Genomic DNA, 10,838 nt, shown 5'->3' with positions numbered 1-10,838 from the left:
CAATCGCGGCGACCACCCTTTGACGAAGATCAACGGAAAGCGCCTTGGCCATGCATGCTGACCTCCTTCGCCAGCACGCAGCTTGAACCTGACTCGCGCCATTTTGGGAATCCCCAACGATTCATTCCGATCGGAAAATGCTCTAGATTGGCTAAGAAGAAAACGATCGTTCGCCGCGATTGGACGAAGGACGATGTCCGCAAGCTAAAGACGCTCGCGAAGCAAAAGGCTGGTGTCGCTAAGATTGCAAAGACATTGAAGCGAACACCAGGCGCGACGGCTGCTAAGGCGTGTACGATCGGGGTATCGTTGAGCATGCAGTAGCGGCTGCGGTGCATCGCGCGCCGGTCTGGATTGCTTCACGCTTTGCGACCATCTTCGACCGCCGAGTAGTTGCACATTGTAGCCATATCAGATCCATCGAATGAACGCATAAATCGTCAGCGTTCGACAACTTTAGACGATAAACTTCGTGCACATCTTGACCTTAAATAGGAGCGATCATGCGAACGTCCACTTTTTCAACAGTCCTCGCCTTGCTCTTAGCTGGATCGCCCTTGGCGGCAGCGCAACCATCAACTGCGCCTTGACAAGTCCAATTGGACTCCGAGGAAGCTCCAGCGATCCGAAGCATTCAGGTTATGGACATTGATGAGTTGAAGTCAGACCTACGCTCACAAGTTGACGCCATCGTCGCAAGTACGAAGCAGGACGATATGAACTCTCTGCGGGAGAGCATCGACGCAACACCCGAGACGCTATCCGCACTCAAGGCAAAAGGTCGTAATTCGGCTCAGGTCGTAGCCATCAATATCGACAAGGAAGGCGTTTTGACCCTCTTCACGAGAGCCACCTAATCGCGTGAGCAGGCGAGAGCGGACCAGCGAGCCTCTCGGGGTTCGGTACATAATATAGAGACCCGGCAATGAATGAGTGGGTTCGTGCGGTGGCTTTGGCCATTGTCCAGGCGGTTGTGGATCAAAAAGGCTCGGGGGCGACCTTCGATATAGAAAGCATGACGATAATTGATGCGGGGAGCAATCGCGGATGGGAAGTTTTGCCCGTTGCTAAAGCAGCCTTGAAGGTTATAGAGCCTCCGGAGGCCACAGCACAGTCTCAGAAGGGCGAGCCAGGCGCAGGTAAAGAATGACCTACAGTCCAACATCCTGGGATTCGTCGGACGATTGCAAGCGAGGTTAGGTATCGATAAATCACGCCACTCGCTCCACGGGCTAGGATAGGCGTCCCGGCGCGCGTTCCTGGGAGGCATCGCGCCGGGAGCCATGCCGTATCGGCTTTGCATCCCAACACGGACCTTCACCCTAGGACTATCAACCGGCATCACAAGGCAGGACGACAAACATTCGAGTGATTCTATCGCTCGCGCTTTGCTAGTCTTATCGCCATCTAGCGTTCTTGCGTCGCGCGCTCCGGCCCCGCCAACGTAGGTAGCGAGCTCCTAAAATCTTGACTCGCATACCGGAAGGCGGTGGCGCTAAGATGCATTCCCTCTTTCGTCTAAAGCGAGAGGAGTAGCTTCATGTCCAAGCACCTCACCACCCTGCAGGATCGCCTCGCGGCATGGGCCGATGGGATTCGAGAGCAGGCAGCGACGATGGCGTCCGGGCCGGAACAAGACGCGTTACTCAAGAAAATCGCTCAGGCCGACCAAGCCACAGAACTCTACAATTGGATCAACTCGCCGGAGCTTCAACCGCCGAAGTGATTCACGCGACCGTTGTTTGGTCTCTCGCCTTAGCCTGTCAGACTCAGTCTTATTTTAGACAGGTATGGAGCGCGGGCAACATGGCATCCTCAAATGACAATTCCCCCCAAGGGGACAGTAACAGCACCCGCCATGGAGCAGGTACTGGTGAAAAGCGTGAGGGCCGTAAGTATTGGATTTACACCTACCTGTTCGCAAAGAAGGACAGGGAGAACATAGAGGATGACGAGCTAGCTAGATGCCTTTCGCGATCTGGCCGACGTGTACGCGGCCAAATCTGAGAAAGACATTGCCAAGGAACTAGCGACCAAGGGGCTGATGGAGATTTGCCATGAGCAGAAAGCCTAAATACAAGAGCGACGCCTTTGAGGCGATCCATAGCAGCGCCACAGGCATGTTCCGAGCCGGAACGATCGACAAGGCGACGATTCGACGATTTGACGAGTCCTGCCTGACGGTGCCGCCTCCGATCGAGCCCGCACAGATCAAGCATCTGCGTGAAGCGAACAACGTCAGCCAGCCTGTGTTTGCTCGCTACCTCAACACGAGCGAAAGCACCGTAGAGAAGTGGGAGAGCGGCGCGAAGAAACCGAGTGGTGTCGCGCTCAAGTTGCTTTCTCTCGTGCAGAAGCATGGTTTGCGGCATCTCGCATGAGCAATGCACCCGGTCACGTCAGTTGGCTCGGGTTCCGGATTGATGAAGGAATTAAGGACCTCATCAAGTGCGCGGCGCACCTCTCGCAGAACAGCCTGAACGATTTCTGCGTGACCGCGCTCGCCGACACTGCACGTCGGATGATAGCAGAGCACAAGACACTCACCCTCTCGGACCGCGATCGCGAGGCTTTTTTCGACGCGCTGATGAGTCCGCCCAAACCAAGCGAAAGACTAACACACGCGTTTCCGCGCACGCGCGGGCGAGAGTGCTGAGTTGGAGGCATGCGATGAGACGGGTCGTCTCGCTCTTCCTGCCAAACTGGTCCACGGACCGGCTGCGACGGAAGGCTGGCGACGCGGCGCTTCCGCCTGAGACGCCGCTTGTGCTGATTGGTCGGGAAGGAAGCAGGTGCGTGGTGACCGCCGTGGACGCCGCCGCTCACACCGCCGGGCTGCGCACCGGCATACCCGTGACCAAGGCGCAGATCCTCGTTCCCGGCCTGATCACCATGGACGCCGATCCGATTGCGGATGCCGAAGCATTGCAGCGGCTGGCTCTGTGGGTGCTCCAGCGCGTCGCTCCGATCGTCGCGTCCGATCCGCCGGCCGGAATCGTCATCGACTCGACCGGCGCGGATCACCTGCATGGTGGCGAACACGCCATGGTGGATGCCCTGATCGGACGTCTCACCATGTCCGGCGTAACCGCGCGCGCGGCTGTCGCAGATAGCTGGGCTGCGGCTCATGCGCTGGCGCGCTTCGCCGCCGATCCCATTGTCATCGCGCCGCCGGGTCACGGCGCCGCCGTGCTGGATCGGCTTCCGCTCGCGGCGCTGCGGTTGCCGCATAAAATGGTCTCCGATCTCCGCATCCTTGGCTTCGAGCGCATTCGCGATCTCCTGGCCCAGCCGCGCGCGCCGCTGACGCTCCGGCTCGTCGCGAAGCGCTCTGGGCCATCCGCGGCCTGCGCGACGAGCCGCTGCCGCTCTTCGCGGCTGCGATGGCGCGCGAGGAAAATCGTGCCCGAGATCGCCGAGCCTGCCGTCTCGCTTCGCCCGATGACGGCCGGCAGCGAGGTGGTGGAGGACTACGGCCATACCGGCCTGTCGCTGCGCGCGCATCCGGTTTCCTTCCTTCGCGATGACCTGCGCCACTGCCGCATTGTCTCTTGCGCCGAGGCGATGGACGCTCGCGACGGTCAGTGGCTGGAAGCGGCCGGCATCATCCTTGTCCGCCAGCGCCCCGGCAGCGCCAAGGGCGTCCTCTTCGTCACGCTTCAAGACGAGACCGGCATTGCCAATCTCGTTGTTTGGCCGAAAGTGTTCGAGGCCAATCGCCGAATCCTGCTGTCCGCCGGCATGCTCAGTGTGCGCGGGCGCATCCAGCGCGAAGGCGCTGTCGTGCATCTCGTTGCGCAGCGGATCACGGACCTGTCGGCCGATCTGGCGAGCGTCGGCGCCCGCGCCGCCGCCTTTCCGCTGCCGTATGGACGCGGCGATCAGGTTCGCCATGGCGGCTCCGGTCCCGATCCGCGTGAAATCTCGCCGCGGAGCCTGCAGGCGCGAAACTTCTACGACAATTTCGGCCACATTGAAGAGATCCGCGTGAAAAATCGGAAATTCAAGTAGCGCGATGGAAACGCAGCCCACGATCCTGCATGCCGACCTTGATGCGTTCTACGCCGCGGTCGAGCAGTTGCTGAATCCCGACCTGCGCGGCAAGCCGATCGCCGTCGGCGGCGGCGTGGTGCTCGCGGCGTCCTATGAGGCGAAAGCGTTCGGCGTGCGCGGCGGCATGCCGGGGCGGCGTGCGCGCGAGCTCTGTCCACAGCTCATTTTCGTGAGCGGTCACTTCGCCGAATATCGACGCCTCGGCGACGCGGCCATTGCCGTGCTGGGCGATTTCACGCCCTTGATCGAACGCATCTCGATCGACGAGGCCTTCGCCGACGTCGCCGGCTGCACGCATCTCTTCGGCACGCCGGCGGAGATCGCTGCCACGATCCGCCAGCGGGTGCGCGACGAGCTCGGCCTGCCGATCTCGATCGGCGTGGCGCGCACCAAGCACCTGGCGAAGATCGGCTCACAGGTGGCCAAGCCGGACGGTCTCGTTGTTGTCGATCCGCGCCGTGAGCTCGACTTCCTTCATGATCTGCCTGTCGAGTTGATGTGGGGCGTCGGACCCATCGCCAAAGCAAAGCTCAACGAACAAGGAATTCTCACCATCGGGCAACTGGCGAACACACCGGGACGCTCGATCGAGAGATTGCTCGGCGTCGCCGCCGGCGAGAAGCTCGCCGCGCTCGCCTGGAATCGCGATCCCCGCGAAATCAGGACGCATCATCGTGCCCGGTCGGCCGGCGCGCAATCGGCGCTCGGAAAAAGGCGGCCGGACGATCGGATCGTGCAGCCGACCCTGCTTCATCTCGCCGACCGCGTGGCGAGCCGCCTGCGCGCCAAGTCGCTCGCCGGCCGCACCGTCACCGCGCGCGTGCGCTTTGCCGATCTGCGCGCCGTCACCCGCTCGATCACGCTCGACGCGCCGATCGCGGCGACCACGATGCTTGCGGAAATTGCCGGCGAGCTGGTGCGTCAGGAGCTCGCCGATCATCCGCGCGAGAAATATATCTCGCTGCTTGCGATTTCGGTCTCGCATCTCGACGAGCAGCGGGCGCTGCAACTCGACCTCCCGCTTGGCCTTGCCGACGAGCGTCGCCGGCCGGGCGCGAAGACCGGCATGGCGCGCTGGACTGCGGACAAGGCGATCGATAAAATCCGCGAACGCTTCGGTTGGGACGCGGTCGGCTACGGATCGGCGTTGGAGACGTCCCGCTCCGTACCGGATGAATTCCGCAAGCTCGCCGAGAAGGAGCTGTAACGAGACCGCGTTGAAGACGATGGCTGTTGGGCGATGAACCGGACCTGTGCGGCTCGGGCGTCTCAAGACGCCTTGCGAATATTCGAAAAGAGGATATCTCGAATAGGCGAACGACGTCGCCATAGCTTCGAAAACCTGCGCGATTATGCTGGCGGAAAGGGTCGCGTGGGCGGCGTCGCCAGCGTGAGGAGGTTGCCGTCGGGATCACGCACCTGCGCCAGCGTCGAGTAGTTGCCCTCGATGTCCTCCCCGAGCGCGATCCCCAAGCCCTTCAGCCGTCGGCGCTCGGATGTGAGATCCTCGACGTAGACAAACATCACGCCCCGGCCGGCGATCTCGTCGCTGGTCGAGAGCATGAATCCACCCTGTTCGAAGAGCTCCCACTGCACCAACGTGTCCATCGGCCGGTGATCCGGCCCACGGCCAAGCAGCTTCGTATACCAGCTTTCGGCCGCCGCAAGGTCTGCGGTGAGCAATGCGGTGTAGGTCTTTTGCAGGTTCATTTGCGTGCTCCGGATCAGGCTCGCTATGAACGCCTGCTCGGCCAGAAAGGTTGCCGGGACATCGGGAGCGGAAGTGGGCGGCGGCCCTTGCCGCTGCTCAACGTTTATTCCCCACGGCCAGTATCGAAACGACAATCAGCGCGCCGATCATGCCGATATGTTCTGCCGCAGTGTGGAACGCGATGGTGCGACCCGGCTCCTCAGTCATGCTCCAGAAGTGGTGAACGATCGGGATGGTGAGCGCCGTGAAGATGCCGAGAGCACCGGCCCCAAGCCAGGTGTAACGGTTCAGAATGATGAAAAGGGACCCTCCGAGCTGCACGATGACTGTTGCGACGTTGAACGCGACGACCGGCTCGAGGCCGACACCAGCCATCTCGGCAACTTGAAAGTCGATCAGCTTCGCTAGTCCACTTCCCCAGAATGGAAAACTAAGAAGGACGCGAGCGCCGGCGGCAACGGCCCAATGACGCAGAAACTGTTCAATGATGTGAGACATGGCACGGGAATTCCAGTTTGATGTTGAGCGAGACCTCACGACCATGCCGCTCTGGCCGGCGGAACTGCGGGGGGCCTGTTCCATTCCGCCGCGCGTCCTAGGGCTTGCGGCCGATCACGGCGCCGTTCGCGGCGGGTGCGTCGAACCAAATCGTCTCGATATGCCGGAATCCGGCTTCCTCGAGCCACGCCGAGTATTCGGCCGGCGTGTAGTTTCGCCCTCCTTCCGTCTCGATCAGCATGTTGAGGCTCATCAGAGCGGCCGGCGCCGGCCCGGTCTTTTCGTCATTGGCGAGAAGCTCGCTGATGACGACTGCTCCGCCGCTCGGCAAAGCCTCAAAGGACCGCCGCAACAAGGCGCGGTTCTTTGCTTCGTCCCAATCGTGCATGATCATCGACAGGAGGTGTACGTCGTGATCCTTCGGAAGCTGCTCGAAGAAGCTGCCGCCAACGGTCTCGATGCGGTCGGTCAAGCCGGCCTCGGCAATCTTTCCCGCAGCGATCGCGGCCACATGCGGCAGGTCGAACACGGTTGCGCGCAACTCCCCATACTGTTTGCAAAGCTCGATGTCGTACGCGCCCGATCCGCCGCCGATGTCCAGAAGGCGGCGGAAATGATTGAGATCCACGGCCTCGCCGAGCTGGCGCGCCGTCATTGTTGAAAGCGAATGCATCGCCTCCCAGAAGGTTGCCAGCATCATCGGATCTTCGCCCTCGAACATCGAGGATTGCACTGCCGGGTCCCACGTGGTCGGCCGGTTTGTGCGCAGCGCTTCGGCTAGGTTGTCCCAGCCCACGTAGAGCCGCTTGTCGGCCATCTGTACGAAGCCACCGAAGTAATATGGCTTCCCGCGCACGAGATAGGCTTCGCTTAACGGCGTATTGCGATAACGGCCGTCCGCTTTCTCCAGAAGCCCGAGCGCGGCGCATCCGGTCAACAGCATCTCGGCAGGGCGTGGATGCAGACCGAGCGCTTGCGCCAGCTCGCCAGCAGTCGTGCCTGGGCGGCCCGCAAGGTGGTTGAAGAGGTCCAACTCGTGCGCAGCGGCCAGAGTCTTGAAGGCCCAGAAGCCTATCGAGAGTGCCATCAACGGGATGGCGGAAGGAAGCTCCGGCGTGGTGGGATCTTCTGATCGGCCGCCTGCAGCTTTGTCTCGCCCGAGGGAAGCGGGCCGACGGGCAAGCGTTGTCGCGCGCGCAGCAGCGCGCTGTGGATGGGTGAACATGGCGCCTTCCTCACTGTTGGCGGTTAAGCTCTAGCCTCAAGCCGCTCATCGTCCTCCGGCGGCGAGTTCGAGTTGCTTTCTCTATCGCCAGCGATTATATCGTATGCGACATATTATAAAACGACTCCAGCACAGGGTGGTTCCGTGGCGAGCAGCCAAAACGATAGGTCTGAAGGTTCCGGGTTGAAACTCGACGAATTCCTGTGTTTCGCCGTCTACTCGGCGAACCACGCGTTCAATCGCGTTTACCAGCCCCTTCTGCAGAAACTGAACCTGACCTACCCTCAGTTCATCGCAATGATCGTGCTCTGGACCGAGGATAATCTGACGGTCGGCGAACTTGGCGGAAAATTGTTCCTGCAGACCAATACGCTTACGCCGATGCTGAAGCGTCTCGAGGCTCTGGAGTATATAGAGCGCCGACGGGACGGAACGGACGAGCGCCAGGTTCGCATCAAGCTGACCACGAAAGGCCGCAAGCTGCAGGCTAAGGCGTCAGACATCATCTGCTCCGTGCGATCGGCGACAGAACTCGAGGACAAGCAGATGGCTCAGATGGTGCGTGACATCGGCGCATTGCGTCATTCGCTCGCAGGGCACGGTCGCTCATGACCGCATGTTCAACGGTGCCGTCTATGTCAGCGACTGCCAGCATGTTTTCACAATCGTTCTTCCGCGGAACCAAGGCCGATCTCAAACCCGGAGATCTGATTGTCACTGGCCGTCAGTCCAACTTTATCGAAGGCAAGTCGCTGTCCTGGGTCTATTTTGCCGGCACGCTGGATGCCGCGATCTGGGGCGCCGAGTTGTCCGCAGGCAGTGGAAGAGAACGGATTTATGTCGTGGAGCCGACCGGGCCGATCGAGGACGATCCCAACCTGACGGACAAGAAGTTTCCCGGCAACCCGACGCTGTCCTATCGCTCCCGCGATCCGCTGCGCGTGCATGATCAAGCTCGGTGTAATGTGATTAACGAAACATTAAATTAGTGTGTTGTTTTGCGAGCAAACTATTGTTTATAAAGGTGTTTCTGTGTCTTAGTGGCTTCAATGCAATCTCTAGTCAAGGGGTGGCGTCCCGCCTTAACCCAGACGTGCGCTGCCTCCTTGCACGCCTGCTTTGCGCACAAGCACTCGACGAATGCGATTAGCGGTTGACGAGTTTTGTCCGTGACCGATCACCGTATCCTCACACAGGAACAATCGGCAAGCCGGTCAGTTTTTTTCTCCCGTTTATTCAGGAGAGAATGCATGGCTATTTTGGAGAACGAAACCGGCAACTTGATCGGCAGTGACAAGGTCGAGGGTACCGCTGTTTACGGCCCCGACGATCAGAAGATCGGCTCGATCGAGCGCGTCATGATTGAGAAGACGAGCGGCCGCGTGTCTTATGCTGTTCTTGGCTTCGGCGGCTTCCTCGGCATCGGCAACGACCACTATCCGCTTCCCTGGCACACCTTGAAGTATGACACCACGCTAGGCGGTTACCGCACCGGAATTACCGTGGATAAACTCAACGGCGCACCAAAGTATGCAGACGAGAACAGCTGGAACTGGTCCGATCCTAACCGACCCAAGGCGGTCGACGATTATTATTCGCTGTAAATTTTGACGATCCCGGCGTACGCGGGCGGACTCGTCCGCGCACGCTTCATCTCGAAGCCACCACTGCGGCTCAATCACGGGGAATCAAAATGACGGTCTGGAAAGCAACCGGTGCTCTAGCGCTGCTGGCAGCTTGTGTGTCAGTTCAATCCGCGGCGGCTCAAGGTCCTGACCCCGAGCTCGAATTATGCCGATCGACCGGCTTGGCGGCTCTGCGAGAGCGTAATCCGGCGATTAAAGACGTGACACTCGACGTCGAGGGCATGACAGTCGCGAAGGCTAATACCAAGATTGAGGACACACCAATCAAGACAGTCGTGATCGGTGACGCTTTTCTGGAAAAAGGCAAACAAGATACAAGACGAACTTTCCTTTGCCTCATCGGCGAAAAAGGGAAAGTGCTTTTGACGTTCTTTACTGACAAGTAATGGGCCCGCCTGGGTCACCCTCGGGGCAAGTAGCGATGATAAATTTTTGGAACATTTTTACTTCCTGTTGTGGAATTGGATTGCCGATTTCCCGAGCAAGCTACCTCCAAAACGGGCAAACAACGCGGCTGGCCCTCGAAAAATCTCGACGCATCCGGCGTCTATTAATGCCTTTTCCGGGAAGCCGCCGCAGAGCACGCCGATAGTAGCTACATTGGCTTTCGCGGCTGCTTCGGCATCATAGGGTGTATCGCCAATCGCGATGGCATCCGGGCCTTGGATGTTAAGTTTCTTCAAGACGACTTCGAAAACATCCGGCGCCGGCTTTGATTGCTCGGCGTCGTCCGAACAGACCGCAACATCTACCAGATCTACGATCTGCGCGATTTCGAGAAAATTATCGAGTTCGTCTTTCTTGGCGGATGAAGCGACAGCAATTTGAAATCCAGCCTCGCGCACGCGGTGCAACAGTTCAGGAACTACCGAAAAGGGCCTAACAAGCGGCAGATACTTCTCCTTGAAATGATTGCCTCGCCAGTGTGCCAGCTCTTCGCCGTGATCACGTTGTTCGTCGAGAGAGAGAAAGACTGGAATGAGTTTATCCCCGCCCTTGCCAATTTGGCGGCGGACGTGTTCGAAGCGCACGGCATGGCCGAATTTGACCAAAGATTCTTGCCATGCAAGTGCGTGTAGATCGACTGAGTCGAGAAGCGTGCCGTCTAGGTCAAAGACAGCTGCCTTAGGCAATTAGAATTCTTCCTGATCAAAGAGGACCGCCAACGCTTAGTCGCCGATACCTCCCATAAGATGGATCAGCTCGTCGATTGGTTAGGTTCGCTCTGGAGGGTCTCGCTTTTCATCCGGATTTGGAAGAGGCCTCTCGCCAGGCAAATCCGGCGATGGTGGCTCTTTGATCTCCGGAATGACGTCGGGGCCGGGAGAAGGGGGCGGCAAAGGATTTGGCATATCTGGCGTTTGTTTGCCGGGTGCTGAATACATGTGTGTCACCTCCGGTTGCTCCAACTAACGCTCGGCGTAGTCGTTCCGAAAGTCACGCGCGTTCTCACACTAGGTCACTCCGAATTGGCGATGCTTCCACCGGAAAGTGCAGATCGGCAAACTGTGGGCGTGCGGGGTCTTAATTTCTTGACAGGTATTGGGGGCTTAGTTGGCACGGGTACGAGGATGGCGGCTGGTCGTGCTGTCGTTGAGCGAGGGGCGTTTGTCAGTGATAACGTGAAGTACGGCCTGTTCATCCCGAACGAGATGGTGACTGGCCTCGTCGGAGGCCGCCGTGTTCTCTTCGATAGTCTAGGTCA

At 59.4% G+C, this 10,838-nt stretch carries 14 protein-coding genes and 2 pseudogenes; 12 read left to right on the top strand and 4 right to left on the bottom strand.

Features of this window, described 5'->3' with window-relative positions; all coding sequences use genetic code 11:
* The 8 genes and pseudogenes from NWI01_RS19435 to dinB all read left to right on the top strand — a co-directional run.
* A partial coding sequence (locus NWI01_RS19435; RefSeq protein ID WP_210243011.1) for a hypothetical protein occupies positions 1-324 on the top strand: 324 nt, incomplete at its 5' end.
* A 317-nt stretch (positions 325-641) separates the two neighbouring features.
* Positions 642-857, top strand: coding sequence for a hypothetical protein (locus NWI01_RS19930; RefSeq protein ID WP_244613878.1), 216 nt, complete (start codon positions 642-644; stop codon positions 855-857).
* 68 nt (positions 858-925) lie between these two features.
* A complete protein-coding gene (locus NWI01_RS17930; protein WP_141385312.1) occupies positions 926-1,150 on the top strand; it encodes a hypothetical protein in 225 nt (74 codons plus the stop codon).
* 390 nt (positions 1,151-1,540) lie between these two features.
* The gene (locus NWI01_RS17925; RefSeq protein WP_141385311.1) at positions 1,541-1,726 is read left to right on the top strand and encodes a hypothetical protein; all 186 of its coding nucleotides are present in this window, start codon (positions 1,541-1,543) and stop codon (positions 1,724-1,726) included.
* Positions 1,727-2,057: 331 nt separating this feature from the next.
* Entirely contained in the window at positions 2,058-2,381 is a 324-nt protein-coding gene (locus NWI01_RS17920) for a helix-turn-helix domain-containing protein (protein WP_141385310.1), read from the top strand.
* Positions 2,378-2,656: a type II toxin-antitoxin system TacA family antitoxin gene (locus NWI01_RS17915; RefSeq protein ID WP_141385309.1), complete on the top strand. Its 279-nt coding sequence runs from the start codon at positions 2,378-2,380 to the stop codon at positions 2,654-2,656. Before NWI01_RS17920 ends, NWI01_RS17915 begins: the two co-directional genes overlap by 4 nt.
* A 658-nt stretch (positions 2,657-3,314) precedes the next feature.
* Positions 3,315-4,011, top strand: a pseudogene (locus NWI01_RS20210) (OB-fold nucleic acid binding domain-containing protein); the annotation flags it as partial.
* 4 nt (positions 4,012-4,015) lie between these two features.
* Positions 4,016-5,260: a DNA polymerase IV gene (gene dinB / locus NWI01_RS17900; protein ID WP_141385308.1), complete on the top strand. Its 1,245-nt coding sequence runs from the start codon at positions 4,016-4,018 to the stop codon at positions 5,258-5,260.
* 143 nt (positions 5,261-5,403) lie between these two features.
* Here the strand turns inward: dinB and NWI01_RS17895 are convergent, their stop codons facing one another.
* The 3 genes from NWI01_RS17895 to NWI01_RS17885 form a co-directional block, all read right to left on the bottom strand.
* Positions 5,404-5,763, bottom strand: coding sequence for a VOC family protein (locus tag NWI01_RS17895; protein WP_141385307.1), 360 nt, complete (start codon positions 5,761-5,763; stop codon positions 5,404-5,406).
* Between the two features lie 97 nt (positions 5,764-5,860).
* Positions 5,861-6,262: a DoxX family protein gene (locus NWI01_RS17890; protein ID WP_141385306.1), complete on the bottom strand. Its 402-nt coding sequence runs from the start codon at positions 6,260-6,262 to the stop codon at positions 5,861-5,863.
* Between the two features lie 97 nt (positions 6,263-6,359).
* Positions 6,360-7,487: an acetylserotonin O-methyltransferase gene (locus tag NWI01_RS17885; RefSeq protein ID WP_244613877.1), complete on the bottom strand. Its 1,128-nt coding sequence runs from the start codon at positions 7,485-7,487 to the stop codon at positions 6,360-6,362.
* Between the two features lie 183 nt (positions 7,488-7,670).
* On the opposite strand from NWI01_RS17885, the gene NWI01_RS17880 reads away from it, so the two are divergent.
* The 4 genes and pseudogenes from NWI01_RS17880 (at position 7,671) to NWI01_RS17865 (ending at position 9,519) form a co-directional block, all read left to right on the top strand.
* Positions 7,671-8,099, top strand: coding sequence for a MarR family winged helix-turn-helix transcriptional regulator (locus tag NWI01_RS17880; protein WP_141385305.1), 429 nt, complete (start codon positions 7,671-7,673; stop codon positions 8,097-8,099).
* A 23-nt stretch (positions 8,100-8,122) separates the two neighbouring features.
* Positions 8,123-8,431, top strand: a pseudogene (arr, locus tag NWI01_RS17875) (NAD(+)--rifampin ADP-ribosyltransferase); the annotation flags it as partial.
* A gap of 306 nt (positions 8,432-8,737) precedes the next feature.
* Entirely contained in the window at positions 8,738-9,091 is a 354-nt protein-coding gene (locus NWI01_RS17870) for a PRC-barrel domain-containing protein (RefSeq protein ID WP_141385304.1), read from the top strand.
* A gap of 89 nt (positions 9,092-9,180) precedes the next feature.
* A complete protein-coding gene (locus NWI01_RS17865) occupies positions 9,181-9,519 on the top strand; it encodes a hypothetical protein (protein ID WP_141385303.1) in 339 nt (112 codons plus the stop codon).
* Between the two features lie 57 nt (positions 9,520-9,576).
* Here NWI01_RS17865 and NWI01_RS17860 read toward each other — a convergent pair whose 3' ends face one another.
* Entirely contained in the window at positions 9,577-10,266 is a 690-nt protein-coding gene (locus NWI01_RS17860) for an HAD family hydrolase (protein ID WP_141385302.1), read from the bottom strand.
* Positions 10,267-10,838 lie beyond the last annotated feature (572 nt).

This window comes from Nitrobacter winogradskyi (assembly GCF_006539545.1).
GTDB lineage: Bacteria > Pseudomonadota > Alphaproteobacteria > Rhizobiales > Xanthobacteraceae > Nitrobacter > Nitrobacter winogradskyi_A.
The sequence above is the reverse complement of the archived record's forward strand: the minus strand, read 5'-3'. Positions and strand labels throughout refer to the sequence as shown.

Coding starts and splice junctions, on each gene's coding strand:
- NWI01_RS19930 (WP_244613878.1), top strand. CDS start 642: ATGGACATTGATGAGTTGAAGTCAGACCTACGCTCACAAGTTGACGCC.
- NWI01_RS17930 (WP_141385312.1), top strand. CDS start 926: ATGAATGAGTGGGTTCGTGCGGTGGCTTTGGCCATTGTCCAGGCGGTT.
- NWI01_RS17925 (WP_141385311.1), top strand. CDS start 1,541: ATGTCCAAGCACCTCACCACCCTGCAGGATCGCCTCGCGGCATGGGCC.
- NWI01_RS17920 (WP_141385310.1), top strand. CDS start 2,058: ATGAGCAGAAAGCCTAAATACAAGAGCGACGCCTTTGAGGCGATCCAT.
- NWI01_RS17915 (WP_141385309.1), top strand. CDS start 2,378: ATGAGCAATGCACCCGGTCACGTCAGTTGGCTCGGGTTCCGGATTGAT.
- dinB (WP_141385308.1), top strand. CDS start 4,016: ATGGAAACGCAGCCCACGATCCTGCATGCCGACCTTGATGCGTTCTAC.
- NWI01_RS17895 (WP_141385307.1), bottom strand. CDS start 5,763: ATGAACCTGCAAAAGACCTACACCGCATTGCTCACCGCAGACCTTGCG.
- NWI01_RS17890 (WP_141385306.1), bottom strand. CDS start 6,262: ATGTCTCACATCATTGAACAGTTTCTGCGTCATTGGGCCGTTGCCGCC.
- NWI01_RS17885 (WP_244613877.1), bottom strand. CDS start 7,487: ATGTTCACCCATCCACAGCGCGCTGCTGCGCGCGCGACAACGCTTGCC.
- NWI01_RS17870 (WP_141385304.1), top strand. CDS start 8,738: ATGGCTATTTTGGAGAACGAAACCGGCAACTTGATCGGCAGTGACAAG.
- NWI01_RS17865 (WP_141385303.1), top strand. CDS start 9,181: ATGACGGTCTGGAAAGCAACCGGTGCTCTAGCGCTGCTGGCAGCTTGT.